22 protein-coding genes and 1 pseudogene are annotated in these 24,902 nt (G+C 73.7%); 7 read left to right on the top strand and 16 right to left on the bottom strand.

What is annotated here, in order from left to right; all coding sequences use genetic code 11:
* Positions 1 to 87: 87 nt before the first annotated feature.
* From ABT123_RS17550 to ABT123_RS17510, 9 genes and pseudogenes are all read right to left on the bottom strand, one after another.
* Positions 88 to 1,119: pseudogene (locus ABT123_RS17550) on the bottom strand (SagB family peptide dehydrogenase); the annotation flags it as partial.
* A 21-nt stretch (positions 1,120 to 1,140) separates the two neighbouring features.
* A complete protein-coding gene (locus tag ABT123_RS17545; protein WP_351314812.1) occupies positions 1,141 to 3,087 on the bottom strand; it encodes a TOMM precursor leader peptide-binding protein in 1,947 nt (648 codons plus the stop codon).
* Positions 3,077 to 5,296: a TOMM precursor leader peptide-binding protein gene (locus tag ABT123_RS17540; RefSeq protein WP_351314809.1), complete on the bottom strand. Its 2,220-nt coding sequence runs from the start codon at positions 5,294 to 5,296 to the stop codon at positions 3,077 to 3,079. The genes ABT123_RS17545 and ABT123_RS17540 overlap by 11 nt, the downstream gene beginning before the upstream one ends.
* A gap of 87 nt (positions 5,297 to 5,383) precedes the next feature.
* Positions 5,384 to 7,201, bottom strand: coding sequence for an AfsR/SARP family transcriptional regulator (locus tag ABT123_RS17535; protein ID WP_351314806.1), 1,818 nt, complete (start codon positions 7,199 to 7,201; stop codon positions 5,384 to 5,386).
* 344 nt (positions 7,202 to 7,545) lie between these two features.
* On the bottom strand, positions 7,546 to 8,250 hold the full coding sequence (locus ABT123_RS17530) for an NADPH-dependent FMN reductase (protein WP_351314803.1): 705 nt from the start codon (positions 8,248 to 8,250) through the stop codon (positions 7,546 to 7,548).
* A 103-nt stretch (positions 8,251 to 8,353) separates the two neighbouring features.
* The gene (locus ABT123_RS17525; protein ID WP_351314800.1) at positions 8,354 to 8,839 is read right to left on the bottom strand and encodes a hypothetical protein; all 486 of its coding nucleotides are present in this window, start codon (positions 8,837 to 8,839) and stop codon (positions 8,354 to 8,356) included.
* Between the two features lie 4 nt (positions 8,840 to 8,843).
* Positions 8,844 to 9,251 carry a YciI family protein gene (locus ABT123_RS17520; RefSeq protein ID WP_351314797.1) on the bottom strand — a complete coding sequence of 136 codons (408 nt, stop codon included), beginning with the start codon at positions 9,249 to 9,251 and terminating at the stop codon, positions 8,844 to 8,846.
* 135 nt (positions 9,252 to 9,386) lie between these two features.
* Positions 9,387 to 10,949, bottom strand: a complete 1,563-nt coding sequence (locus tag ABT123_RS17515; protein ID WP_351314794.1) for a carboxylesterase/lipase family protein — start codon at positions 10,947 to 10,949, stop codon at positions 9,387 to 9,389.
* A 173-nt stretch (positions 10,950 to 11,122) separates the two neighbouring features.
* Complete coding sequence (locus tag ABT123_RS17510; RefSeq protein ID WP_351314791.1) at positions 11,123 to 11,392, bottom strand: hypothetical protein; 270 nt, start codon at positions 11,390 to 11,392, stop codon at positions 11,123 to 11,125.
* 135 nt (positions 11,393 to 11,527) lie between these two features.
* Between ABT123_RS17510 and ABT123_RS17505 the strand changes: the two genes are divergently transcribed.
* Positions 11,528 to 11,926, top strand: coding sequence for a hypothetical protein (locus ABT123_RS17505; RefSeq protein ID WP_351314788.1), 399 nt, complete (start codon positions 11,528 to 11,530; stop codon positions 11,924 to 11,926).
* Here the strand turns inward: ABT123_RS17505 and ABT123_RS17500 are convergent.
* Positions 11,910 to 12,737 (bottom strand): endonuclease I family protein, encoded by an 828-nt coding sequence (locus ABT123_RS17500; protein ID WP_351314785.1) that lies wholly within the window; start codon positions 12,735 to 12,737, stop codon positions 11,910 to 11,912. The two genes, ABT123_RS17505 and ABT123_RS17500, sit on opposite strands and share 17 nt — an antisense overlap.
* A gap of 195 nt (positions 12,738 to 12,932) precedes the next feature.
* Between ABT123_RS17500 and ABT123_RS17495 the strand changes: the two genes are divergently transcribed.
* From ABT123_RS17495 to ABT123_RS17485, 3 genes are all read left to right on the top strand, one after another.
* Positions 12,933 to 13,517, top strand: coding sequence for a TetR/AcrR family transcriptional regulator (locus ABT123_RS17495; protein ID WP_351314783.1), 585 nt, complete (start codon positions 12,933 to 12,935; stop codon positions 13,515 to 13,517).
* A 78-nt stretch (positions 13,518 to 13,595) separates the two neighbouring features.
* The gene (locus tag ABT123_RS17490) at positions 13,596 to 14,981 is read left to right on the top strand and encodes an MFS transporter (RefSeq protein ID WP_351314780.1); all 1,386 of its coding nucleotides are present in this window, start codon (positions 13,596 to 13,598) and stop codon (positions 14,979 to 14,981) included.
* A 59-nt stretch (positions 14,982 to 15,040) separates the two neighbouring features.
* Positions 15,041 to 15,817 carry an SDR family NAD(P)-dependent oxidoreductase gene (locus ABT123_RS17485; protein WP_351314838.1) on the top strand — a complete coding sequence of 259 codons (777 nt, stop codon included), beginning with the start codon at positions 15,041 to 15,043 and terminating at the stop codon, positions 15,815 to 15,817.
* Positions 15,818 to 15,837: 20 nt separating this feature from the next.
* Here ABT123_RS17485 and ABT123_RS17480 read toward each other — a convergent pair whose 3' ends face one another.
* Positions 15,838 to 16,503 (bottom strand): FMN-binding negative transcriptional regulator, encoded by a 666-nt coding sequence (locus ABT123_RS17480; RefSeq protein WP_351314777.1) that lies wholly within the window; start codon positions 16,501 to 16,503, stop codon positions 15,838 to 15,840.
* A 60-nt stretch (positions 16,504 to 16,563) separates the two neighbouring features.
* Between ABT123_RS17480 and ABT123_RS17475 the strand changes: the two genes are divergently transcribed.
* Together ABT123_RS17475 and ABT123_RS17470 are read left to right on the top strand one after the other, a co-directional pair.
* Positions 16,564 to 17,670 (top strand): serine hydrolase domain-containing protein, encoded by a 1,107-nt coding sequence (locus ABT123_RS17475; protein WP_351314774.1) that lies wholly within the window; start codon positions 16,564 to 16,566, stop codon positions 17,668 to 17,670.
* A 71-nt stretch (positions 17,671 to 17,741) separates the two neighbouring features.
* A complete protein-coding gene (locus ABT123_RS17470) occupies positions 17,742 to 17,909 on the top strand; it encodes a hypothetical protein (protein ID WP_351314771.1) in 168 nt (55 codons plus the stop codon).
* A 6-nt stretch (positions 17,910 to 17,915) separates the two neighbouring features.
* On the opposite strand, the gene ABT123_RS17465 is transcribed toward ABT123_RS17470, so the two are convergent.
* Positions 17,916 to 18,548 (bottom strand): alpha-ketoglutarate-dependent dioxygenase AlkB, encoded by a 633-nt coding sequence (locus tag ABT123_RS17465; RefSeq protein WP_351314768.1) that lies wholly within the window; start codon positions 18,546 to 18,548, stop codon positions 17,916 to 17,918.
* Between the two features lie 244 nt (positions 18,549 to 18,792).
* Between ABT123_RS17465 and ABT123_RS17460 the strand changes: the two genes are divergently transcribed.
* Positions 18,793 to 19,107: a cupin domain-containing protein gene (locus ABT123_RS17460; RefSeq protein ID WP_351314835.1), complete on the top strand. Its 315-nt coding sequence runs from the start codon at positions 18,793 to 18,795 to the stop codon at positions 19,105 to 19,107.
* 18 nt (positions 19,108 to 19,125) lie between these two features.
* Here ABT123_RS17460 and ABT123_RS17455 read toward each other — a convergent pair whose 3' ends face one another.
* From ABT123_RS17455 to ABT123_RS17440, 4 genes are all read right to left on the bottom strand, one after another.
* Positions 19,126 to 19,815, bottom strand: a complete 690-nt coding sequence (locus ABT123_RS17455; protein ID WP_351314766.1) for an HAD family acid phosphatase — start codon at positions 19,813 to 19,815, stop codon at positions 19,126 to 19,128.
* 195 nt (positions 19,816 to 20,010) lie between these two features.
* Entirely contained in the window at positions 20,011 to 21,765 is a 1,755-nt protein-coding gene (locus ABT123_RS17450) for an Ig-like domain-containing protein (protein ID WP_351314763.1), read from the bottom strand.
* Positions 21,766 to 21,779: 14 nt separating this feature from the next.
* Positions 21,780 to 22,850, bottom strand: coding sequence for a hypothetical protein (locus tag ABT123_RS17445; protein ID WP_351314761.1), 1,071 nt, complete (start codon positions 22,848 to 22,850; stop codon positions 21,780 to 21,782).
* Between the two features lie 277 nt (positions 22,851 to 23,127).
* On the bottom strand, positions 23,128 to 24,786 hold the full coding sequence (locus ABT123_RS17440; protein ID WP_351314758.1) for an FAD-dependent monooxygenase: 1,659 nt from the start codon (positions 24,784 to 24,786) through the stop codon (positions 23,128 to 23,130).
* Positions 24,787 to 24,902: the final 116 nt, after the last annotated feature.

Here is a 24,902-nt window from a genome sequence, read left to right as displayed (position 1 = left end):
CGTGATCGGCGTCTTCACCGGCGTCCCCACCTACATCGGCCCCACCGCGATGATCGTGCCGCTCTCCATCGGCGCCATCCCCTACTTCGCCCGCCTGGTCGAGACGGCGGTCCCGAAGGTCGACGCCACCGGCGGCTGCCCGGTGGGGCGGGCCGGGAGGGCCGCGGCCGGGCCGAGGGCGCCGGGGGCCGGACGGTCGGCGGCGCGCCCGAGGGTGGCGGTGTGGATGCGGCGCAGGGTCTCGAACTCCAGGACCGTACGCGAGCGTTCGCTGTCGCGGTGCCGGACGGCGGGCGGCTCGGCCGGCGCCTCGGCGTCCCGGGTGCCGGGGCCGGCAGCCGGGACGGCACCGGACGAACCCGCCCACTCCAGCGGGACGACCGCGAAGAAGCCCTCGTCCTCGGGTGCCACGCCGATCAGCCGAGCCAGCCGCTCCTCGTCGAACCACATCACCGGGGCAATCCGCAGGCCCTGTTCCGCGGCCCAGAGCCGCCAGGTCTGGATCAGCGCGCCGACGTCCATGCTGACGGCGTGGAAGGAGAAGCTGTTGTACTTGAAGGCGTTCTGCCAGTACTTGACGCCGAGGATCAGGTACTGGACTCCTCCCGGAGCACCGGCGTCGGCGCCGCCGCCCGCCCGTTCGCCGAGGGCCGCGCGGACCTCTCCGGTGATGTCCCCGGCCAGCAGCCGCCGCATCCCGTGCTGATGGGGCGTGTAGTGGTACAGGCCCGGTACGACGGGCGCGCCGGCCCCGGCGGCCCAGTAAACGCCGACCGGATAGAGGCCGCCGCCGGATGCCGTGCCCCGGGACCAGTTGGCCTGGGTGTAGTGCGGCAGGGCGCCCAGGTCGGTGTTGGCCTGGACGGCCAGCCGGCGGCCGGTGAACCCGTAACTGTCCCGGAGCATCCCGCCGAGCAGCGGCAGGGTGAACCCCTCCCCCGCGCCGGATCCGGAGTCGGGTGCGGAGTCGGGTGCGGTGGGCAGGGTCAGCAGCTCGGTGCCCGGGTAGTACTTGGCCTTCCGGGGCCGGTCCGCCCAGTCGGGCACGAAGTCGACGGGCTCCATGGGTATCCGGCCGCGGTGCATGATGTCGTGCGCGTAGTCATGGGCGTAGCCCATGGGTTCCTCCAACGGGGGGAATCAGGGGAAGGGGTGCGGCGCCGGGTTGAACTCGGCCGGCTCCAGGTCGCGTTCGCGCAGACCGGCGGTGTGCAGGGCGGTGCGCAGCCGGGGCATGCCGAGGGCCCGTTGCCGGGACCAGCCGAAGTCGATGGGCAGCAGCCCGGGGACGAGGACGCTCACCGTGTGCAGGCCCAGCGCCCGCTGTTCCGGCATCGTCTGGTCGACCACCACCACGTCGAAGCCCTCGGCCGTCACCGCCGCGACGCACCGGTCGAGGTCCTCGCGTACGTCCTCGGAGACGGTGGGTCCGCCCGGCGCCGCGGTGTCCGGCCAGGCCAGCTCGGCGACCGTGCGCAGCCGGGGCTGTGGGGCCCGCAGCAGGAAGTCGGCGTGCCGGCCCATCTCCGGGACCCCGTAGACGAGGGGGTGGTCGTGCAGGGCGGTCACCTTGTCGAAGTCGGCCGCCATGGCGCGCAGCCGGGCCTCGTCCCGTTCCGTGCGCCCCGGCAGGTTCACGGCGTCGGTGGCGATCTCGCAGAGCGCGGAGTCGAGGGCGGATTCGGGGTCGAGGCCGGCTCCGGCGCCGAAGCACATCCGGCCGGTGCCGCCGTCGAACCGTTCGGCCACGGCGGTCACCACCGGGATGGGGAAGGTGATCCGGGTGTCGAAGAACCGGGCCCGGTAGCCGTACATGGCCAGCCGGTCGGCCATCGCCCGGGTGGCCGGCCGGGTGCTGCTCGCCGGGTCGATCTCGGGCAGCGGCTGGCGTCCGTACCAGGTCAGCAGGAAGGCGTCCCGCTCCACGACCTCCATCAGGCCGAAGTAGACGGCCTCGGCCAGACTGCCGCCGGAGGCACAGCCGTTGGAGCTCTCCTGCACGAACCGGTTCTCCAGACCAGGTGCGTGATAGTACGTCAGGATCTCCGGCACCAGGCGGGGGACGCGGTCGCGCAGCGACCAGCCCCACACCCAGGGGATCTCCCGGTCCGGGTCGAAGGGCCGTACCCGCGGGTTGTCGCGGTGGAAGCGTTCGCTGTAGAGCCCGACATCACGCGGGTCCACGGCGTCCGCGCCGAAGCTCTTGAGGGTGCCGGAGACGCTGGTGGTCCGGGACCGGGCCCGCATGCCGGCGTACCGTTCCAGCCCCTCCAGCACGCCGACGCGGGCGCTGCGGTCGAAGGAGTCGGTGTGGCCGCCCCAGAACGTCTCGCGCAGATACTCGCCCGAGCGCATGGAGAAGCAGCCGATGGTCGCGGAGGTGCTGGTGGAGGAGATGTCCTGCACCAGGGAGGGTCCCAGTGCGCCGCACAACGGGTTGGCGAAGGCGGCCACGTCGATCCCGTACGACTCCAGGGGCCGGGTCCGGAACACTCCGGGCCGGTACTTGGGGGCGGCCGTCAGGTCCGGTACGGCCGGGGCGTCCGCCCCGGGCGTGGCGCAGACCGGGCACTCCGGGTCGGGGACCAGCGGGTAGCGCCGTACGGTGCCGCTGCTCAGGTCCAGCAGCCGTACCTCGCGGAACGGGCCGACCGGCGGCGGGCCGCCCGCGGCGGCCGTGACGACGGCCGCCAGCTGACCGGCGGCGAACGGGTGCGCGTACGGCCAGGCGCCGGCGGGGCGGGTGCCGCCGCCGAGCTCCAGCGCATCGCGCAGCGCCACCGAGCGCACGGCCTGCCAGCGCCGCTCCAGGCAGCGTGCGCAGCCGTTCGGGGTGCCGATCACCGCGTGGTGGCCGTACAGGTGCACGGGGACGGCCGACCCGTCCTGTGCGTCGGCTGCGGAGCCGGGCGTACCGAAGGCGTCCCGCACGCCCAGCACCGACAGTCTGACCCGCGGTCCGTCCAGGGCCCGGAGGGCGGCGGCCAGCAGGCCGGCGAACCGCTCGGCGGCTTCCGGCCCGAGGCCGGCGGCCAGGTCGGCGGTCTGGCCGGCGGCCAGGCCGGCGGGCGCCGGGTCAGGCGTCATGGCCCGGCTCCTGAACCGCCGTCAGCAGCACCCGTACGGTGTGGATCCCGGCCCGGGCCAGGTCCGCCGGGCCGGTCGGCACCACATAGGCGTCCCGCCCGGCCGCCCGCAGCCGCTCCAGCACCTCCGGCCAGTCCGCGACCGGCGCGTCCGGCAGTCCGGGAGCCTCGCCCGAGATGGTGAGCGTACGGGCGTCCAGGTCCCGCAGCAGCGGATCTCCGGTGTCGGCGGCGGTACCGGCAACCGCCTCGTCGCGCTCGTACTGGACGGCACCGAGCAGGTCCCGCAGTGCGGCCACGGCAGCCGCCTGCCGGTCCGGGTCACTGCCGATCGCCCAGCGCCCGCCGGAGCGGGCCAGCAGCACCTGGATGCCGCTGTGGGCCGCCTCGCCGAGGTCGAGCAGCTCGACCGGCAGCTCCAGGCGCTCCGCCGACCGGACCAGGAAGGCGATTTCGGGGTCGGTGTCGCCCGCGGTGGGCACGATACGGGCCGCGCTGCCGCGGACGGTGCGCAGCAGGGCGTCGTGGGCGAGGGCGGAGAGGAGTCCGGCGGCGGCTGCATCGGCCGGGGCGGGCCCGGCTCCGGCGCCCGCCCGGGTGCGCTCGAACAGCCCGCCGGTGTTGTGCGGGCCGAACGGGCGCACGGCTCCGGCCGGGACCAGGACCGGCTCCTTGGTGAGCAGCGAGACGCCCTGCTGATGGGCGACCGGTGCGTGGCCGGCCGCTCCCGAGGCGACGGTGAGCGGAGGCGCCACCGCCCGGCCGGGACCGGGCGTGACCAGGTCCCGGGCGGGTGCCACATGCTCGGCGTACACGATCGCGGCGGCGTCCAGGGCCCGCATCCGGGCGCCGGCGACGTGGTGGACGTCGAAGGCGGCGACGGACCGTCGGCCGGTGTGGCCGATGCCGAGCTCGACCGTGCTCAGCTTCAGCGGTATCTGGGTCAGCGGCTCGTCCGCGTACCGGGTGAACACCCCGGCGTGCGGCCGGACCAGGACTGCGCGCCGGTTCAGCTCCTCGACGAGGGCGTCGGCGTCCCGGGCGGTGTCCAGGGTCGGCAGGCCGGGCCGGCCCGAGGTGCCGGCGGCCGACAGGTCCACCGGGGTGGCGGCGGCCGGGTCTTCCGGCGTGTGCTCGGCGCAGAAGGGGCAGGCCGGGTGCGGGAGCAGCGGTTCCGCGGTGACGTCCAGGGAGTCCAGGTCCTGGACGAGGAGCTGCCCGGCCGTCTCGGCGGGCAGAGCACCGGAGGTGGCCCGGAAGAGCTCGTAGCCGAGCAGGTTGCCGATCATCGCGGCCTGCGGGCCGCCCGGTTCGGCGGTGCCCGTCCGGCCGGCGCCCGGGAGTGCCAGTGCGCTCCACAGCTCGGCCGCGGCGGCGGCCCCGCCCTCGGTCGCGCCGGCCCCCAGCCGCAGTGCGGCGCAGGCCCAGCAGCCTGCCGTACCGGACCGGGTCTGCGGGCCGATGACGGCGTACGAGCCGAACGTCCAGGCGGGCAGGAGCAGTTGGTCCTCGGGCAGGCCGGCGCGGAGCAGCGGCAGCAGCCGGGCGGGGGCCGACTGTGCGCCGCCGGTGACCACGACGGCCTGGTAGCCGTCGAGTGCGGACCGGTCCGGCTGCTGTCCCGGCGCGGCGGGCAGCCGGCTGATGACGGCCGGGCACCCGTCGGCGGTGGCTTCGGCGGCTTCGGCCTCGGCCTGTGCGGTGTCCAGGCCGGGCAGTACCCCGATGGCGGCGCAGCCGTTGCGGACCAGGCTGAGCACGCACCAGCGGGCGGTCTCGTCGTCGCCCAGGACGGCGACCCGGGTGTCGCGGAAGAGCCGGAACCGGGCCTCGGCCTCGTCGGCGTAGTGGTCGGCGTAGGCGATCTGCGGGGCGTAGCGGCGGGCCACGTCCTCGGACAGGACGGGTTCGAGACCGTCGGGGCGGGCGGGGACGGGGCGGGCGAAGTCCCGTTCGTACAGGGTCTTCACGAGGTCGCAGACCATGCTGCGCTGGGCGTCGCCCAGCCCCGTACAGAGCTCCGCCACCGTGTGGTCGCCGGTCAGGTGAGGGACGATCAGCGTGGCGAAACGGTATGCCGATTTGGCGGTGAGACGGAATCCGCCGTCGGCGTTGTGGAACAGGACGCCGTCCGGCGTCTCGGTGAAGAGCACGTCCCGGCGGATCCGGGGCCGGGTCGCGGCAAGGGTTTCGTACGTCGTCTGGGCCATGGGGACACCCCTGGGTGCGGTCTGGGTGGGAGGGGAGGCGGTACGAGGAGAAAGAGCGGAAGGGCGCGGGGAGGGAGCGGGGCCGGGTCAGCGGGTGATGGCGGGAGGAGCCATGGTGGGGCGGGTGGTGCGGGTGCGCCGACGCGCGTAGAGGCGGAGCAGGGGATGCATCCGGTACGGGCCGGGCGGGCCGTCTTCCAGCAGCCCCGCCTCGACGAGCTGTTCGAGGATGCCGTCGGTGTCGGCCGGGTCGAGGCAGGCTTCGGCCGGGTGCCCGCCCAGCCGCAGGAAGGCCTCGCGGAGCTCCGGCGGGAGGGAGTCGACGGCCTGCCCGAAGACGGCGGGCACGGACATCCGGGGATCCTCGGCGAGCGCGAGGCGGCCGGCCGGGTCCTGGGCCAGCCAGTCCGCGCAGTGGGCCACGGACAGGCCGGGCCGGGTCAGCAGCCGGCCGGCGGCGATCCGCAGGGCCAGCGGCAGGTAGCCGCACACCGCGGCCAGTTCGCGGGCCGCCGCGGGGTCGGCAGCGATCCGGTCGGCGCCGACCAGGCCGGCCAGCAGCTCGTAGGCCTCCTCGGGGGTGAGGAGGTCGAGGCGGTGGACGGCTCCGCCGTGCGTGGCGACCACGGCCGCCAGCCCGCGCCGGCTGGTGACCACGACCGTTGCGTCCCCGGCCGTGACGGCGGGCAGGAGGGGCAGGACCTGCCAGGCGCCGGCGGCGTCGTCGAGGAGGACCAGCCGGCGTCCGCCGGCGGGTTCGGGCAGCAGCTTGCGGGCCTCTTCGAGGGTGACCGGGGTGCCGTCCGGGCGGGCGAGGGGGGCGGTGAAGACGCCGCCGGGGAAGGCCTCGCGGGCGTCGTACGCGCAACGGAGTGCGAGGGCCGACTTGCCGATGCCGGGGGCGCCGGACACCACGATCAGCCGGGGCCCGTCGGGGGCGGTCAGCTGTGCGGCCATCGCGGCCCGGTCGGCAGCCCGGCCGGCGAAGCCGGGGGGCGGCAGCACGGTCTCCGCGGGCGCACCGGGGAGCGCGGGAGCAGCCTCAGCAGCAGTGGCAGTGACATCCACGGGAGCTGCGGGAAGGGCCGGCCGTGCCGGGGCTTCGGGGAGTGCGGCGGCCTCGGAGGGTATTCGGGCTGCGGGCAGTTCGGGTATCCGGGTGCCGCCCAGGTCCTCGGCGCGCAGGATCGCCAGTTCCAGCCGCCGCAGGCCGGAGCCGGGGTCGATGCCGAGCTCGTCGCGGAGCCGGTCCCGTACGGTCCGGTACTCGGCCAGGGCTTCGGCCTGCCGGCCGGTGCGGTAGAGGGCCTCGATGAGCTGCTCGGTGAACCGCTCGCGGACCGGGTGCCGGCGGGCGGTGTCGTAGAGGTCGACCAGGACCTGATGGCAGTTCCCGGCGGCCAGTTCGAGATCGCAGACCCGTTCCAGCACGCGCAGGCGCTCCTGCTCGAGCGTGGGTACGGCGTCCCGCTGGAGCAGCCGGGAGGCCACGTTCGCGAGGGGCTGGCCGTGCCAGAGGGACAGTGCCTCCCGCAGCCGGTACAGCTCCTCGCCGGGCCCGGTCGCGGCCGAGGCGCCGGTGGCGAGGCCGCGGAAGGCGACGAGGTCGAGGCTGTCGGCATCGGCGTGCAGGCGGTAGCCGCCCGGCACGGCTTCGATGGTGGTCGCGGATATCCCGTACTTGGCGAAGATCCGGCGCAGGCGCAGGACGCAGGTCTGCAGGGCGGCCCGCGCGGTGGCGGGCGGCTCCTCGTCCCACAGGGCGCGCAGGAGGTAACCGGTGGACACCACCGCACCGGGGTGCAGCAGGAGTGCGGCGAGGAGACTGGTCGGCTTCGATGGCGTGAGAACGACGGTTTCGGGGCCGTGCGCAATACTCAGAGGCCCCAGGAGCTGGAACCGCATGGTTGATCCCCCGGACGCGTGCGGGGGCTGCGGTCCGGACCAATAACCGGCCGGGATCCGCCCCCCGTTGGGCGGTAATAAAAGGAACCCTACATAACGGATCTTGCGGAAGCGAACCGTTCACTGACCGATTTGTACCGGCGGGCGGTATTCTCCCTTCTCCGTAACCTGGGCGTTTCGTGGAGTTACTGAACACTCGTCAATACGGTTAAGACATAAACGAATTGCGCGGGGACATGTTGTCCCATGACCGGCCCGCAGGGAACACCGTGGCCCGAATTCGCCATCAGAGTCGAGATTCAGCCAATGGTATGGCCGAAACCAAAGCCCTGCGCCTGCCTGCGTCATTCCTGGGCGCGGGCGGTGACGGGGGCGTCGGTGCGGTCGCCGAGGAACTCGTACCAGCAGTGACGCAGGGACAGGTAGCGGATGTCCGCCTCGACCAGGGCCAGGAAGGACTCGATGGTCGAGCCCAGGCGTTCACCGAGGCCCGGATCGGTCAGGGCGCCCTCGTCAGTGAAGGCCTGGTGGGCCATCGCCAGGCTGAACATGTCGGGGTAGACGCGCGCCCCCAGGTGTTCCAGCGGGACACGGAGCGCCCACAGGCCCCGGTTGCCGCCCACCAGCGAGGGCGAGGCCGAGACCAGCAGGGCCTGCTTGTCCTTGAACGGCTGGGGACGGAGCCGGGACACCCAGTCGATCGCGTTCTTCACGACGCCCGGCATCGAGGCGTTGTACTCGGGTGAGGCGATGACCAGTGCCTGCGCCGCGTCGATGCGTGCGCTCAGCGCCGTGGCACCGGGCGGCGGCCCCTGCTCGGCCTCGGCGTCCCCGTCGAACGGGGGCATGGCGAACTCACCGAGAGTCGCCAGGTCCGCGATGGCGCCGGCCTGCACCACCATCTCGGCGACGAGGGTCGCGAGGCGTACGTTGACGGAGCCGCTGCGCGAGGATCCGGAGAGCACCAGCACCCGCAGGGAGGGGTTGCCGTCCCAGGGCGGGGCGGCGGGGTCCACGGGGAACGTGCTCCGGTCGGTCGGGCTGGTCACTGCTGTCTCCCTCGGTCAGGTGTACGGGACGGGTGTCAGGACTGATGGCCGGCCCAGGGCGGCACGGCCATGGCTCCGGTTCTCTGTCTCGGGCGGTGGGCGGTCATTTGGGGGCGCGGCCCTCCCCGGCCATGAAGCGCCAGACCAGCGCATGCGCCAGCACCACCAGCAGGATCAGCAGCAGGGCCTCCGCCTGGATCGGGCGGAGACCGACGGCGCCCGCGAGCTCGGGCGCCGCGCCGACCACGGCGACCAGGGCGTACACCAGGGCCGCCCCGGCCTGCGGCGCGCGCAGCGAGCCGTCGACCCGGTCGCCGTCCGCGCTCAGCAGGCTCAGCGTCGACAGGCAGCCGATCACGGCCACCAGCAGGAAGCTCGCCCGCCACACCTGTGGCTGCTCCGTACCGCCGACCTGCGCGAACAGCCCCATCAGCGCGGGCAGCAGGAAGGACAGGTAGATCCCGCCGACCACCCTGCGCAGCCCACGCCGCCGCATCCACTCCGGGTGGCTCTGGACCACGTTCCACCACAGGCCGACCAGGGTGAAGCAGGTCGCCGAGAACAGGGCGTAGAAGGTGCTGACGTCCATCCGGCTACTCCGGGCCCTCCCCGACGGGTCGGATCACCACGGGGCGTTCGGCGGAGCCGGCCGGGACGGGGCACTGGGTGATGCGCGCGGCGATCTCGGTGACCCGGTCCAGGCTCTCGCACTCCAGGAGCCAGTAGCCGGCGATCTGCGGGTCGGAGACCGCGTACGGCCGGTCGGTGACGACCGGCTCGTTGCCGGGCAGGGCACTGACGAAACGGGCCCGGGCCGGCTCCTGGAAGCCCTGCCCGTCGAGGAACTCACCGGAGGCGGCCAGTTCGTCGTTGAGCTCTGCCATGAAGGTGAACATGGCCTGGAGCTCGTCCGGGCTCCAGACCGGGCTGCCGGGCGAGGGGGTGCCGGCCATGGCGTCGTAGTCTGCTTGGCTTCCCTGGACCGTCACGAAGTACTTCATTGCTCCAGGCAAGGCCTGCGGAGCCGGTCGGGTGCGGAGCATCGCGGGAGCGGGGTGCGCGAACCACCCGGTTGGCCCCGGGACCGGCCGGGGCCCCGGGGCCGGCTCCTGCGCGTTGCTGCGCCGAGGGCCGGGTCAGTCGGTGTCGACCGGGGTGAGCTGGTCCTTCCACAGCTCGCGTTCGGTGCCGCGCGGGTCGGAGACGATCTCCTCGCCCGGCCGGTTGTTGCGGTGGAAGGTCATCACCGGGCGCTGGATGGCGTCATAGGCCGGCCACTGGGCCACGCTGCCCGTCTCGGTGAATTCGGCCCAGCGCCAGTGCAGGGCGGTCGCCAGTTCCTGGGGCGGATTGGGGCCGGTGAAGGCCCGGCTGTCGGGGTTGTCGAGGGTGTCCCAGGCGAAGGGGAGCGGCAGGCTGTGGCAGGCGCCGAGCTTGACGCGGGCGGGGTTGGGCGCGGTGGGTGTGCGCCAGCCGAACTCGAAGACGTAGGTGGCGGCGGGGGCGTCGAAGCGGGCCTCGGCGACGCGGCAGGCGGGGATGCGGAACATCCGGTCGGTCAGGACCGCACAGGCGATCCCGGAGGGCATGTTGCGGACGTACGGCTCGACATTGGTCTCGGCGTAGCGGTCGTAGAGGTCGGCGGGGGCGCCGTAGGCCGCGATCCGGGCGCGGAAGAAGTCGGCGTCGGGCAGGGAGACCAAGGGGGTCGGGACCACGAAGAGCCGGAACTCCTCCGCGGTGGTGCCGATCATGAGCGGGACGCTGCCGCCGGCGCCGTCGCGGATCGCGTCGATGGGCAGCCGCTCGATCAGCTCGCCGTCGATGACGGGCATGAACGACATGCCGCAGGCGGCGACGGTCGAGGCGCCGAACCGCTTCGGGTCCGCGCTGACGGCGACCTCGTCGCTGACCTCGTCCTGCTTCTCGATGAGTTCGGGGATGTCCACGCCGGCCAGGGCCTCGGCGGTGAGCCCGACGCCGAGTTTGGCGGCGACGGCAGCGGTGACCAGCCGGGCGTCCTCGACGGTCTGACCGATGTGCCCGCTGCCGCTCTCGACGATGGCCTTGTGGAACAGCCCCCGGCGGTCCAGCGAGAGCAGGGCGAGGACGCTCATCGCGCCCGCGGACTCACCGGCCAGGGTGATGTCGTCCGGGTCCCCGCCGAAACCGGCGATGTTGTCGCGGACCCATTCCAGGGCGCTGATCTGGTCGAGCAGACCACGGTTGGCCGGCACCGGCGCGTCCGGGATGTAGCCGAAGCCGTCCACGCCGAGGCGGTAGTTGACGGTCACACAGACCACGCCGTCGCGGGCGAAGGTGGCACCGTTGTAGGCGGTCACCGCCGAGGAGCCGGTGGTGAAGGCGCCGCCGTGGATCCACACCAGCACCGGCCTGCGTAATCCGGCTTCCGTGCCGGGGGTCCACACGTTCAGGTTGAGCCAGTCGTCGCCCTCGATGACCGGGTTGGGGAACAGCTCGCCGAGCTTGCCCTTGAGCGGGGGCTGGGGCGGGGTCGGGCCGAAGGCGTGGGCGGCGCGGACCCCGTCCCACGGCTCGGGCGGGACGGGCGCGGCAAAGCGGTTCGGCCCGATGGGCGCGGCGGCATACGGGATGCCGAGGAAGCGGGTGATCCCGTCCTCGACCCGCCCGGAGACGATCCCGAAGGTGGTCGGGGCTTCGACGATGGCAGCGGACATCTCACTCCAGGGCCGCAGGGATCGGCCGGCGCGCTCGGGGGCGGCCGTCCGCCGAGCGCCGGCCCGGCCGGCCGGGTGACTGGCGGCCGGGCACGCCGAACGTACCCAGAGTAACAAGGCAACATCTTTAAGTGACGAAAACTGAGGGATCTCTGTCCGGAACCAGCCCGCGGTCAGGGGCTGTCTCCGTGCCAGTCGAAGCGGGCCGGATTTCCGGGGCGGGGTATGTACTGGGCGCGACCGCCCGGGCCGTAGCGGCCGATCTCCGTCATCAGCAGGGCGCCCCCGGCACGCTCGTCGGCGGTCCAGCCGGTGACGTCCAGGAGCAGGCCGTCGAGCGGGCCGCCGACCAGTTCGGCGTAGTCGTGCCCGGGGCGCGGTCCCGGGTCGGGGTCGTCGTGGTCGGCGCCGTAGACACGGCCGCGCATGATCTGCTCGTCCATACCGTCACCATGCCAGCCGCCACTGACAGTCCGGCACCGCGACGGCGGCCGGACCTGCGGCACGTGCTGATACCGGTCCGGTCACATCCGGCGGGCAGGCCGTTGCCCCGGCCGCCGGGACGAGTTGGGCAGGGCGTGAACGATGTGAGCTACGCCGTGCTCGACGGCGCGTACTGGGCCGAGCCGCACGACGAGGAGTGCCCGCGCTGCGCCGTGGTGCGCAGCGCGGGCACCGGCACGAACGAGGGCGCCACGGGCGGCGGCGAGGGTCCGCCGGGTACCGTCCCGGCGGACCCCGGCGAGGCGGGCACGGGCGGCACCGACACCGGCGGCACCGACACCGGCGGGGCCGACGCCGATGGCACCGACACCGGGCCGGCCGCGCCCGGCCGGCCCGCGGCGGCCCGCTGGGTGGACTCCCTCCAGGACGCACTGGTGGACACGGACCACCCCGGGCTGCGCACCGCGCTGCTCTTCGGTTCGGTCACCACCGTCCTCGCCGGGGCAGCCGCTACCGCTACCAGATGGAGTTGACCCACTCCGGGTGGTCGATGAACGGGTTGCGGTTGTGCTGGTAGGTGTCGTAGATGACCTGGTTGCGGCGCTGCTCGAAGGCGTCCGGCGGGTCCTGCTGGTGCCACTGCTTCAGCACGCTGATCCGACCCTGGGCGGGCAGTGAACCGTTGTTGACCTTGTCATTCATCTCGAGGTTCGCGAAGCCGTCGCCGCCCTCGTAGCGGACGGCCATGTACAGCAGCATGCGCGCCACATCGCCCTTGACCGCGTTGCGCGGCTCGAAGGAGTCGGCGTCGGTCAGGCTGCCCGGGGCCTCGGACACCGGGCCGCCGCCGTTGTCGAAGTCCTTGTTGCCGCGAGTGCTGTTGACCGTGACGTCCTCGGGGCGCAGGTGGTGCAGGTCGGTGCCGGGGCCGGTGGCCGTGCCGAAGTTCCCGTGGCTCTTGGCCCAGACGTGTTCCCGGTTCCAGTCGTTGGCACCGCCGCCGTTGGTCGACTTGGACTGGGAACGGCCCGAGTAGACGAGGATCACGTTGTTGCGGTTGGCAGGGTCCTCGTCGGTGACCTTCAGCGCGGCCCACACCTGGTCGTAGTTGACCTTCGACTGGTTCTTGATGATGCCGTGCAGTGCGCTCTTGAGCGCGGCACCGGTCTTGCCCTCGGCTGCGGCGTAGTACGTGTCGATGCCGGCGGAGGCAGCGGCGTACGGGGCCGGGGCGGCTTCGGATGCCGGGGCGGAGGCCGAGGCGGCGGCCGGGACGAGGAGCAGCAGCGCGGCCGTGGCCGCGAGCCCGGCGGCCCAGGGAGCCGGGCGCGAGAATCTCTTCACGTGGGGGGGTCCTCTCCACACGCACCGCTCCCACCAGTGGAGTTGGCGGGGTGTCAGGTGGCAGAGCGAGGCTCACATTGTCATGTGCCCTACAGGTGAAGACCACATGTCGGGCGTGCGGATCTTCACCTCCACACCCCGCCCCCAACCACCGATACTTGACCGGTCGTTCCAATTTGATCTAGGGTTCCGGGCATGGCCAGGACCAAGGAATTCGATCCGGATGCGGCACTGCGAGCAGCGCTCGAGCTGTTCTGGCGGCGCGGGTACGAGGCGACCTCGATGTCGGACCTCGTCGAGCACCTCGGGATCGGCCGGGCCAGCCTCTACGCGACCTTCGGCAACAAGCACGAACTGTTCCTGAAGGCCCTGGACCGGTACGCAGAGGAGCGCCGCCCGCTGCTGCTGGAGGAGCTGTCGCGGCCCGGACCGGCACTGCCCGCCGTACGGGCGGTGGTGCGGAGGTTCGCCGCCGAGGCCGCGGCCGACGAGAGCCGGCTGACCGGCTGCCTGGTCACCAACACCGCCGCAGAACTGGCCCCGCACGACAGCACCGCCGCCCGGCGGGTCGAGCTGAGCTGGGAACACGTCGAGACGCTGCTGCACTCGGCCCTGGTGCGCGCACAGGCGCAGGGGGAACTGCCCCAGGACCGCGATCCGCAGGCCATGGCGCGGATGCTGCTGGTGCTGATGCAGGGCATCCGGGTGGTCGGCAAGGCCTCCGCCGACCCGGCGCGGGTCCGGGACGCGGCCGAACAGGCACTGTCCCTGCTGGACTGACCGGCGCCGCACCACGGGTGGCGGGGCGCCCTTCCGCACGCCTCGATATTGGAACGATCGGTCTCGAAAGAGAGGGACATGACCCAGCAGCATGCGACGGCGACGGCGACCGCCGGCCGCACCGGGGGGACGGCGGGGCACGGGTACAGGTACGGGTTCGCCCTGCTGGGCTCCGTACAGGTCGTACTGATCTTCACCCTCGCCTCGGTCGCCGTTCCCCTGCCCCGCATCGGCGCGGAACTCGGCATCACCCGGGCGGGGCTGATCCTGCTCACCGCCGCCTACGGCCTCTCCTTCGCGGGACTCCTGCTGTTCGGCGGGCGCCTCGCCGACCGGTACGGCGGGCGGCCCGTGTTCGCCGCCGGGCTGACCGTCTTCGGCATCGCCTCGGCGCTCGCGGCGCTGGCCCCCGGGTTCGAAGCGCTGCTCGCCGCCCGGTTCGCCCAGGGGGCCGGGGCGGCAGCCGTCGCCCCGGCCGGGATGGCGGTGCTGCGCGCCCTGTTCCCGGAACCGGACGCGTACGGCCGGGCCATGGCCACCTGGGGCGGGCTCTCCGTCCTCGGTGCGACCGCGGGCAATCTGGGGTCCGGCGCCATCTCGGCCCTGCTGTCCTGGCGTTGGGCGTTCGCGGTACCGGTCCTGGTCGCCGCGGCTGCCCTCGCCCTGGTCCGCCGGCTGCTGCCGGCCACTCCCCCGGGTCCCGGGCGCTCCCTCGACCTGCCGGGTGCGGTGCTGGCCACGGCCGGGATCACCCTGGCCGGCTTCGGGCTGGTCCTCACCGAGGCCCACTCCTGGGGTTCGGCCCCGGTCCTCGTACCGCTGGCGGCGGGCTTGGCCCTGCTCGCCGCGTTCCCGGCGGCCGAGCGGCGCCGGGCCGATCCGCTGCTGCCGCCGGGGTTCCTCGCCGACCGGCGGCGCCGGCTGGGGCTCGCCGCCATCGCCCTCTCCGCGGCGGGCACCGCCAGCGTCTTCTTCCTGCTGTCCCTCGGGCTCCAGCAGCAGCGCGGGTACTCGGTCCTGCTCACCTCGGCGGCGTTCGTGCCGTTCGCGACCGCGCTGATCGGCGCCGGGCGCGCCGCACCGCCGCTGATCGGCCGGTACGGCCCCGAGCGGGTCACCGGAGCCGGGTTCGGCTGCGGGGCGCTCGGGCTCGCCCTGCTCGCCGCCACCGGCTTCGACCCGGGCGTCCCGTACGCGTACGGCCTGCTGCCGGGGCTCCTGCTGCTGCCCGCCGGCGTCGCGCTCTCCTTTGCGGGGGCGGCGGTGCTGGCCACCGCGGGGGTTCCGAGCCGGCAGGCGGGGCTCGCCGGCGGGGTGCTCAACACCGCCATGGAATCGGGCGCGACGGTGCTCTTCGCCCTGCTGCTCGCCCTCGGCAGCGACGCCGTCGCACTGGGCGCGGCCTCGGTGGCGTTCGCCGCACTGGCCGCGGTCTCACTCAGCGCCGCCCGCCGCCCCGCCTAGCCCTCCATCCGAAATCCGAAACCATCCGAAACCGCATCCAGCCAAGGAGTGACTTCGTGTTGCACACCACCCCCAATGCCCCGCGTTTCACCGGCAAGACCGCCCTCGTCACCGGCGGCGGCACCGGTCTCGGCCGGGCCATCGCCCGCGCCTTCGCCGCGGAAGGGGCGAACGTGGTGGTCGCGGGCCGCAGCCGCGCGCCGCTGGACGAGACCGTGGCCCTGATCGGCCGGGCGGGCGGAACGGCCGCCGCCATAGCCGCCGACGTCTCCCGCGCCGAGGAGGTACGGGAGCTCGTCCGCGGGACGGTCGAGCGGTTTGGCGGGCTCGACATCGCCGTCAACAACGCCGGGGTGTTCCGCGGCGGCGCGCCCGTCGCGGAACTGCCCCTGGAGGACTGGCAGTCCCTGCTCGACATCAACGTCACCGGGGTGCTCCTCTCCCTCCAGGCCCAGGTGGCCCACATGCGGGCCAACGGCGGCGGCGCCATCGTCAACGTCTCCTCCAACCTGGGCGCGCACCTGCGGATCCCCGGCGTGGCCGGATACGCGGCGTCCAAGGCGGCCGTCAGCGCCCTCACCCGCGCCGCCGCACTGGACCACATCACGGACGGCATCCGCATTAACGCGGTCAGCCCCGGCGCGTCGGACTCCTCGATGTCGCTGCGGCCCGGGGAGAGCGAGGCGGAGCGGGCCGTACGGATGAAGCAGGAGTCCCCGCTGGGCCGGATCTCCTCGGGCCCGGAGGTCGCGGCGGCGGTCCTCTACCTGGCCTCGGACGCGGCGGCCTCAGTGGTCGGCACGGACCTGGTGATCGACGGCGGCTCCTCCGCCTGACCGCTGACACCGCGGGCGGGTCACAGCTCCCTGCGGGGCGTGGCCTGCCAAGTGCCGAGGCGGTTCAGGCGGCGTTGTTGTTGGCGGGCCGTGGGGAGGTCGAGGCGGTCGGCTCGGGTGGTCAGGTGGTCCGTGACCGAGGTGCGGTGTGCCTCGGGCTTGTGGTCGTCGTACTTGAACTTCGCCTGGACCGAGGTGACGTGCAGGCGCAGGCCCCGGATGCCGGACAGCAGCCGGCCGTACGGAGGCCGGCCGGGCTCGACGGCCGCGTGGTCGCCCGCGGGCTGGAAGTGGGCCAGCTGGCTGCGCAGCAGGTCGGCCTTGGCCTCGGGGTCGTCGATGATCTCGGCCCGGCAGGTGAACTGGACCGCCGCGTAGTAGCTGGTGGGTACGCCGTCCTGGGGCGGGGTGTCCGGCTGGGCGCGCCAGGGGCCCGGGATGAAGGCGTAATCGCCGATGACGCTCAGGACCACCTGCGGATCGTGTGCGATCGCCTCCCACACCGGGTTGGGGCGGGCCAGGTGGACCAGCAGGTGCGGGCCGTCGCTGCTGAAGTGGGTGGGGACCACGGCGGGTGGCCGGCCGGGCAGGCCGTTCACCACCAGCTGCCCGAAATCGTGGCCCTCCGCTATCCAGGCCTGCCATTCGGCGTCGTCCAGGGCGGCATCCCAGGGATGCACGAACATGTCCGCTCCTTCACCGGTCGGTCGCGGCCACCACCTGGCCGGCGATGCCATCATGAGCTCATGATCGCGGATGCGCAGGCCCGGGTCGGTGAGATCGTCGGACGGCTGGTGGGTTCGGGCGAGGAGAGCGGCCTGCAGGTGGCCGCGTACGTGGACGGGGAGTTGGCCGTCGACGTCTGCGCCGGTACGGCAGGCCGAGTCGCGCTCCGGTCGGATTCGTTGATCCACAGCTTCTCCACCGGCAAGGGCTTCACCGCCACCCTCGTCCATGTCCTGGCCGAGCACGGGCTGATCGACTACGACGCCCCGATCGCCCGCTACTGGCCGGAGTTCGGCGCGCACGGCAAGGACCGGGCGACCGTACGCCACGCCCTCACCCACACCCTCGGCATCCCCCAGCTGCCGACCGCGCTCACCCCCGAGGAGCTGTGCGACTGGGACACCATGTGCGCGGTGGTCGCGGAGCTGGAGCCGTTGTGGGAGCCGGGTTCCGACAGCGGGTACCACGGGTGGACCTTCGGCTGGATCCTCGGCGAGACCGTACGCCGAGTCACAGGTCTGCGCCCGGGTGAGGCGCTCCGCCGGTACGTGGCCGAGCCGCTCGGCGTGGCCGACGAGCTGTACTTCGGGCTGCCCGAGCCCGCGCTGGCGCGGACGGCGCCGCTGGTGGAGGGCGACTGGGCGGCGTACCTCGCGGCCCTGCCGCCGTCCGCCCCCTTCACGCGGCTGGTCGCGCCCAACCCCCGGCTCTGGACCACGGCCGAGCTCGCCAACCGCCGGGACTATCTGCTCGCCGACCTGCCGGCCTGCGGCACGACCAGCGCGAGGGCCGCGGCCCGCCTGTACGCGGCCCTGCTCGGCGAGGTGGACGGGGTCCGGCTGGTCACGCCGGAGCGGGTGGCCCTCGCAGCGGCCGTCGCGGTCGACGGGAAGGACCGGATGCTCCTCGGCCGCTTCGCCAAGGGGCTCGGCTACTTCCTCGGCCTGCCCGACATGGCCGGGGAACGGAGCTCCTTCGGGCACCACGGCAGCGGCGGCAGCATCGCCTTCGCCGACCGGGCCCGGGGGCTGTCCTTCGCCCTGACCCGTACCCGGCTGGTCGGCGGCGCTTCGGATACGGCGGCCCGGCTGCTGGCCGACGAGGTCCGCTCGCTGGTCCGCCGTTAGCCGCTGCGGTGGCGGGGCAGACGCAGGAGACCGTTGCGGACCCGATCAGAAGGAGAAGGAGGAGGATCGCGGTGACCAGCACAAACCCGGAGTTCGAGAATCCGCAGCCCGTTCCCGAGGACCCGGATGCCGAGACCCCCGACCTGCCACCGACCGACCGGGAGGTCCCGGTTCCGGAGCCGGTCCTGCCGGAGGAGCCGCCGGAACCGGAGGCTCCCGCCCAGGAACCGCCCGACTAGGCCGTCTCAGGAGACCCCGCGGGGGCGGAACTGGATGCTGATCCGCGGCCCGACGGCACGGGTGGACTTCGGGATGGCGTGTTCCCAGGTGCGCTGGCAGGAGCCGCCCATCACCACCAGGTCGCCGTGTCCCAGCGGCAGCCGCAGAGCAGCCACCCCGCCGCCGCGGGGGCGCAGGGCCAGGTCACGGGGGTCGCCCACGGACAGGATGGCCACCATGGTGTCCTCGTGCGAGGAGCGCCCGGTGCGGTCCCCGTGCCAGGCCACGCTGTCCCGGCCGTCCCGGTAGAAGCACAGGCCGGCGGTGACGAAGCGCTCCCCGAGTTCGGCGGCGTAGTGCGCGGACAGGGCGTCGCGGGCCTCGTCCAGGACCGGGTGGGGCAGGGGGTCGCCTTCGCCGTAGTGGGCGAGCAGCCGGGGCACGGCCACCTCGTGGTCGTACATCTGCCGGCGCTCGGCACGCCAGGGGACGCTGTCGGCCAGTTCCTCGAACAGCCGGTCGGAACCGGTCAGCCAGCCGGGGAGCAGGTCCACCCAGGCGCCCCGGCCGAGTGCGCGCCGCCGCAGGCCGCCGCCGAGCGGGGCGAGCCCGATGGCGTCGGCCTGGTCGAAGAGCGAACCTTGCAGTGGGGCGTGCATGTGTCCACCCTACCGCGGTATTCGAACGTACGACCGATTGAAGTGTCCCGAAGGAGCCGTCATGGACGATCTTCCCCAGGGTGGCGCCGGAGGCGCGCCGCTGCACGACACGGACGACCCCCGCCGGCACCACCCGGCCCCCGAAGGGGGCACGGGCACGGCGACGGCTGTACCTACGGGCACTGCGAGCACTACGGGCACCGGAACGGATCAGGAGCGGCGGGCCGCCCCGGCCACCGTCCGGCTGGGCCGGCTCGCCGACGAGCACATCGCCGCGGCCCGGGCCGACGAGCACGGCCGCAGCGCCCTCCTCATCCTGCGCGAGGCCCCACTGCGGCAGTCGGTCATCGCGCTGGCGGCCGGCGCCCAGCTGGGCGAGCACACCACTCCGCCGCCGGCCTCGCTCCAGGTCCTGCGCGGCACGGCGCGGGTGACCACCGACGACGCGGTGGTCGACCTGCCGGAGGGCGCCCTGTACCTGCTGCCCGACGACCGGGCCCGGCACTCGGTGACCGCCCTCACGGACACGGCCATGCTGCTGACCTCGGTCAACCTCTGAGGGCAGTGCCCGGCGGTGTTACGACAGCTTGCCGTCGTAGTCCGGGAGCTTGAAGGTGCGCTCGGCGTGGCCGCCGACCAGGTCGCTCTGCTTGTTGCCGATGTTCGCGATGATCGTGTAGCCGCGGGCCTCGATCTCGGCGCGCTTTTCCGTCTTGTAGGTGCTGACCTCCTCGAACAGGTCGGGGATGTCGCGGACATACAGGCCGGAGACCGGGTAGCCGACCGCCTTGAGGTTGTACTGGGTGAGCGAGTGGATGATGCCCGGGCGGGCGGTCACGAAGAAGATCGCAACGCCGCGGGAGTGGGCGTACTGCGTGAGCTCGCGGACCTTGGCGATGGCCGGGGTCGGGAAGGTCCAGAAGTAGTGGAAGTCCGTCTCCAGCGAGGAGTTGTCGATGTCGAGCACGATCGCCGGCTTCTCGCCTGCGGGTGAGGCGGCGATGCGCTGCTCGACGTACGGACGGGCCACGTCCATGACGGCGGCCACGTCGCGCTGCCAGGTGCCGTAGTCGATGCCGAGCAGGGCGGCGTTGCCGCCCGGGGCCCAGGCGGTGGCGGAGGCAGCGGAAGCGGGCGCGTGGGTGGGCGCGGGGGCCGCCTGGGCGGTGGTGGCGGGGATCAGCGAGAGGGCGGCGGCTGCGGCCACCGCGACGGCCGCGGTGGCGGCCGGACGGGGCATCCGGGCGCGGATGTGGGGGGTACGCATGGGGGCTCCTCGATCATGCGAACTGCATGGCATGGACACGCACAAGCGTCAGCAAGATCAGGCCAAATGTCTACTGGTCGGTAGCAAACTTCTCGTGGACGTGCGATGAACCCCCGCCGCGGGGTGATCCGGCGTCAGGGCCGGTGGGCCGGGACGAGGTTCTCCGTCCCGGCCCACCGGCGTGGCACCGCCGTGTCAGACCCGGCACTGGCCGGAGCGCGGGCCGGTCACCGTCGTGCCGGCCAGGTGCGGGGCCGGCACATTGGCCTCGCAGCGCAGCGGGCCGGTGATGCGGGCGCCCGCGAGCTCGACGCCGCCCGTGTTCCCGTCCAGGGTCACCGGACCCGTGACGGTGTTCCCGGCACAGGCCGCCGGGCCGCCCGGACCCGCCGGACCCGCCGGATTCGCGCCGATCTCGACCGGGCCGCCGGTCCGCTGCACACCGACCGGGCCGGTGACGGCCGAGCCGCAGAAGCGCAGGGCGAGTGCGCCGTCGGCGGACACCGGACCGGTGATCCGGGCGTCCGATACGGCCAGGGCCCCGCCGGGCCTGACCCGGACCGGGCCGGTCCAGGTGGCGCCGGCCGCCAGGCACAGCGACTCGCCCGCAGCCACCGTGAGCGGGCCGGCCTGCGGCGCGGTCAGGCACGGCCGGCTGAACCCGACCGTCACCCCGGCGGGTTCGGCGGTGCCGCCGGGTGCGAAGACCGGGTCACCGCCGAAGTGGGCCGTGATCGCATGGGAGCCGGGCCGGAGCGCGCCGGTACGGAACCGGGCCCGGCCCTCCTCCAGCGGCACCTCGGCGAGCAGCACCGGCCCGTCCCGGAACTCGACGGTGCCGGACGGGGTTCCCGCATCCGGGTTCCCTGGGTCCACGGTGGCCGTGAAGGTGACGGGGTGTCCGAACAGCGGGGCGGCGGTGTCCGGGACGACCCGTACCGAACTGCCGTACCGGAAGGTGACGACGGCCCGTCCGTTGCCGGGGTTGACGCCGGGGCGCAGGGAGGCCCCGGTCGCGGCGGGGGCCGCGTAGCCGCTGCCGCCGCCACCACCCGCGCCCGGCAGGTTGTCCGGGTTGCCGCCGCCGGAGCCGCCGCCACCCCCGAACCAGCCGCCGCCCCCGCCGCCCCCGCCGTTGCCGCCCCGGCTGCCGTTGCCGCCGGGGCCGCCGCTGCCCGGGTTGGGCAGGCCGGTGTTGGGGTCGATGTCGCTGCCGGCGATGCCGGGGCCGCCCAGGCGGGAGTTGGGGCTGCCGGAGCCGGGCGCGGTCTGGGTTCCGCCGCCGCCCGCGACGCCGGATCCCTCGGGTCCGCCGCCCTGGCCGCCGGGTTCACCCGCCGGGCCGCCGCCGGGGCCGCCGCGGAGCAGCGGGCCGCCGTTGCCCGCTCCCCCACCGCCGCCGGCCACCAGCACGCGGTCGGCCGGGCCGAAGGCGCCTGTCCGGACGTCGGAGGCGCCGCCGCCGGATCCGCCGCCGCCGTGGGCTCCGCCGCCGCCGGCTCCGTGACCGTGGCCGCCGGGCCGGGCGTACTCGCCGCGCCGGGAGCTGCCCGGGATGCCGGCGGCCCCCACGGTGATCTGCAGGGTCTGCCCGGGGCTCACGGCCAGGGTGGCGCGGGTTTCGCCGCCGAGACCGCCGGGCGCTCCCTCGTTCGGCGGGTTGGGGGTGACATATCCGGCCGCGCTGCCGCCCTCGGCCCCGTACAGGGCGATGGCGACGGAGCCGACCCCGGCGGGGGCCGTGAAGGTGTCCGTGCCGGTGCCGGTGTACGTACAGGTGGGCGGGGAGGCGGTGAAGGTGCCGCCGGTACCGCAGGGCGACGGGCGCGTGGCCGCGGGCGGTCCGGCCGGCTCGGTGGCGCTCGCGGTGAGCGGGGTCAGCACGGCGGCCAGCAGCACGGCCGCCCCGGCCAGGTGCCGCACCCTCGGCCTGATGCTCGGGCTCGTCATTGACTTCCTCACCGTCATTCGCCGTCGTCCGCGCACAGCGCCCAGACATCGGTGTACGTGTTCGGTGAGCTGCCGCCACCGGTGTGGGTGGACGCCGTCCAGTACGCCCCCGTGGTGGTCCCGTCGGAGACCGGCGTGCCGCCGGAGTCGCTGGGGAAGCTGCCGTTGAGGTGGTCGCCGACCGAGCCCGGGCCGGTGAAGTTTGTGGTGGTGACGCTGCCTCCGCTGATCGCGGCGCCGCCGCTGACCAGCTTTCCGTCCCCCTCGCCGCAGCCGACCGTCGCGGTCTGGCCGGAGGTCGCCGCGGTCGGTCCGCTCACCTCGCTGAAGCGGACCGTCACCGTGCTGCCGCTGACGTCGATGCCGTTGCCGCTGCAGATGGCGTACGCGTACGTGGTGTTGTTGCTGTTGCCACCTCCTCCGTTCCAGCCGACGGCGGCCCAGGAGTCGGGGTTGGTCGCGCCGTTCGCGGCGGCCTTCTGCCCGTAGTTGTGGGCGGAGTCGTTGAAGGTGGGGTAGCTGGCAATCGGCTTGAGGCTGCCGACGCTGGCCGGGGTGATGCGGGCGCCGCCGCCGATCAGGCGGGTGTTGGCCGGGCAGGTCGCGACGACCAGGCCGACCGTACCGCTGGTGGTCGGCCCGGCAATCTTGTTCATGACCACCTGGGTGTGGTTGATGAGGCTGCTGGTGAAACACATGGCGTACGGGGTGCTGGAGAAGGAGCCGTTGACGGCGCCGCCGCTGCCGCCGATGCCGAGCCAGTGCGTGACGTCGGTGCCGACGACTCCCGTGGAGCCGGTGTACTCGGTGCTGCCGTCGGGGCTGGGCGAGGTGCCGTTGACCTTGTTGCCGTTGGAGGAACTGCCGGTGCCGATGGTCTGGTTGATGCCGCCGCCGGAGATCAGCCCGGAACTGCAGTCCGCGTGCGTGGAGATCTCGGAGAAGGCGGAGACGGGGCCGGCGGTGGCGCCGGGGGTCTTCACGGTGACGCCCACGGTATTGGCGTAGGCGATGCCGGGTGCTGCGACGGCAAGTACGGCGGCCACGACCAGGATCTTGGCCCTGGTCTTCGTCGGAGTCTGCAACGGACTCTCCCTGATGGATTCGGCTGGGTGCATGGCTGGGGACATGGCTGGGCAGCACCGGGCGCGCGGTCGCGCACGGAGGGGCTGCCTGGGGGTACCGGATGCCGGAAGATGTGCCGGATGTCGTGCCTGGAGGACGCCGCTGTTCAGCGTGTGGGCAGGGCTGTGATGGACGACGTTCTGGGTCGCGCATGCGGACTGTAGCAGTCCATCAAGGCCGCATCCATGGGGGAATCCGCGAAGAAAACTTGCATCTGCTGCTACTCAAAAGTAACGGTCAACGGTGGAAGATCTCCGCCAGGTGGCCGGCCAGGGCGGGCCCGGACAGGGGACGGATGCGGGCTCCGAGGTAGCCGTCCGGCCGTACGACGAACGCCGTGGTGCCCCGTACTCCGTACAGCCGGGCGAACTCGCCCCGGCTGTCGCGGTAGGCCGGCAGCGACAGCCCGGCCGGGGGCGCCGGGCCGTCGGCGAGCACCACGCAGGACTCCATCCGGCCGTCGGACAACTCCCGTGCCAGGGCTGCGAGTTCCTCCAGATCCTGGGCGCTGTCACCGTGGTGGTGGCGGCCGTCCCGGTACAGCAGCAGCATGTGGTCGCGGCCCCGGAGCAGGTCGAACAGCCGCAGCGGATAGGCCGCGATGTCTCCGGTGAGGCCGCCGCAGTCCGGGGCCCGCTCGCCGGGCCGCGGGCCGGTGCCGTCGTCCGCCGGATCCGCGGGGGTCACGATCGGGCTGCCGGGGTAGCCGACCAGCAGCTGCGCCTCGCGCAGCATCAGGGTCTGCGGGTCCTCCGGATCGGCCTGGACGCCCTCGGCGGCATGCCGGACCGTCCGGCCGACGACCTCCTCGCCGACCGGCCGCCGCTCGGCGTCGTAGCTGGCCAGCAGGCCCGGCCCGGCCGCGCCCTCGACGGCGAGGGCCAGCTTCCAGGCCAGGTTGACCGCGTCCTGGATCCCGGTGTTCATCCCCTGCGCCCCGGTGGGCGGATGGATGTGCGCGGCATCGCCGGCGACGAAGACCCGGCCGTCCCCGTACCGGTCCACCAGCCGGTGGCTGATCCGGAAGACCGAGGACCAGCGGAGGTCCGAGGCGGTGGCCCGCCGCGGCGCGAGCCGGTCCAGGACGGCCTGGACGTGGTGCAGCTCGGGGCCCCGGCCGCCCTCCAGGCCGTGCGCGACCTCGTCCCCGCCACCACCATCTGCGCTACCGGCGGTCGACAGCTCGGGCGGCACCAGCATCGACACCCGGTACCGTCCGCGGCCGGGCAGCGGAATGCACACCAGCAGGTCGTCCACCACGCCGTCGGCGTCCCGGCGCATGGCACGCACCCCGTACCCCGACGGCAGGTCCCAGTCCACCTCGACGTCGGCCAGCATGTACTCCTCGGGGAAGGCGCCGCCCTCGAAGCTGAGCCCCAGGGTCTTGCGGACGATGCTGTGCGCGCCGTCGCAGCCCACCAGATACCGGGTACGCAGCTCCTCCTGCCCGCCGCCCGCCGTGCCGAGGCGGGCCGTCACCCCGTCGGCGTCCTGGGTGAAGGACAGCAGCTCGGTACCGCGCTCGATACGGGTGCCGAAGCCGGCCAGGTACTCCTCCAGCAGGCGTTCGGTCTCGTACTGGGGCAGCGCCGCGAAGTGGTACGGCACCTCGGGCGGCAGGGCCAGGTCGACGCGGGCCACCTCGGTCCCGTTGATGTAGACCAGCTGGCCGCGCATCACGATGGCCGCCTCCAGGGCCGCCCGGACCAGGCCCATCCGGTCCCAGATCTCCAGGGTGCGCGGCTGAATGCCGACCGCCTTCGCGTACATCAGCCGGGCCGGGAGCCGGTCGACGATGCGGCAGCTCACGCCCCGCCGCCGCAGTTCCGCGGCTGCGGTCAGGCCGACCGGGCCGGCACCGGCCACCAGTACGTCCGCTGCATCGGTGTGCGCCACTGGCGTCTCCTGCGCGTCTCCTGCGCGTCTCCTGCGGAATCCCCCGAAGGAACGGATACCCCCATGGTGTCCCGGCCCCCTGCCCCCGGCCACCCAGGAGCCGCCCGCGTTGCGGT

The organism is Streptomyces sp. NPDC002054 (genome assembly GCF_040296685.1).
Lineage (GTDB): Bacteria > Actinomycetota > Actinomycetes > Streptomycetales > Streptomycetaceae > Streptomyces.
The sequence above is the reverse complement of the archived record's forward strand: the minus strand, read 5'-3'. Positions and strand labels throughout refer to the sequence as shown.

Bases quoted from the DNA above. Each gene is read 5' to 3' on its own strand.
- ABT123_RS17515 (WP_351314794.1), bottom strand. From the start codon at position 10,949: ATGTCCGCTGCCATCGTCGAAGCCCCGACCACCTTCGGGATCGTCTCC.
- ABT123_RS17465 (WP_351314768.1), bottom strand. From the start codon at position 18,548: ATGCACGCCCCACTGCAAGGTTCGCTCTTCGACCAGGCCGACGCCATC.
- ABT123_RS17540 (WP_351314809.1), bottom strand. From the start codon at position 5,296: ATGGCCCAGACGACGTACGAAACCCTTGCCGCGACCCGGCCCCGGATC.
- ABT123_RS17520 (WP_351314797.1), bottom strand. From the start codon at position 9,251: ATGAAGTACTTCGTGACGGTCCAGGGAAGCCAAGCAGACTACGACGCC.
- ABT123_RS17535 (WP_351314806.1), bottom strand. From the start codon at position 7,201: ATGCGGTTCCAGCTCCTGGGGCCTCTGAGTATTGCGCACGGCCCCGAA.
- ABT123_RS17450 (WP_351314763.1), bottom strand. From the start codon at position 21,765: ATGACGAGCCCGAGCATCAGGCCGAGGGTGCGGCACCTGGCCGGGGCG.
- ABT123_RS17490 (WP_351314780.1), top strand. From the start codon at position 13,596: ATGACCCAGCAGCATGCGACGGCGACGGCGACCGCCGGCCGCACCGGG.
- ABT123_RS17545 (WP_351314812.1), bottom strand. From the start codon at position 3,087: ATGACGCCTGACCCGGCGCCCGCCGGCCTGGCCGCCGGCCAGACCGCC.
- ABT123_RS17480 (WP_351314777.1), bottom strand. From the start codon at position 16,503: ATGTTCGTGCATCCCTGGGATGCCGCCCTGGACGACGCCGAATGGCAG.
- ABT123_RS17495 (WP_351314783.1), top strand. From the start codon at position 12,933: ATGGCCAGGACCAAGGAATTCGATCCGGATGCGGCACTGCGAGCAGCG.
- ABT123_RS17475 (WP_351314774.1), top strand. From the start codon at position 16,564: ATGATCGCGGATGCGCAGGCCCGGGTCGGTGAGATCGTCGGACGGCTG.
- ABT123_RS17455 (WP_351314766.1), bottom strand. From the start codon at position 19,815: ATGCGTACCCCCCACATCCGCGCCCGGATGCCCCGTCCGGCCGCCACC.
- ABT123_RS17510 (WP_351314791.1), bottom strand. From the start codon at position 11,392: ATGGACGAGCAGATCATGCGCGGCCGTGTCTACGGCGCCGACCACGAC.
- ABT123_RS17525 (WP_351314800.1), bottom strand. From the start codon at position 8,839: ATGGACGTCAGCACCTTCTACGCCCTGTTCTCGGCGACCTGCTTCACC.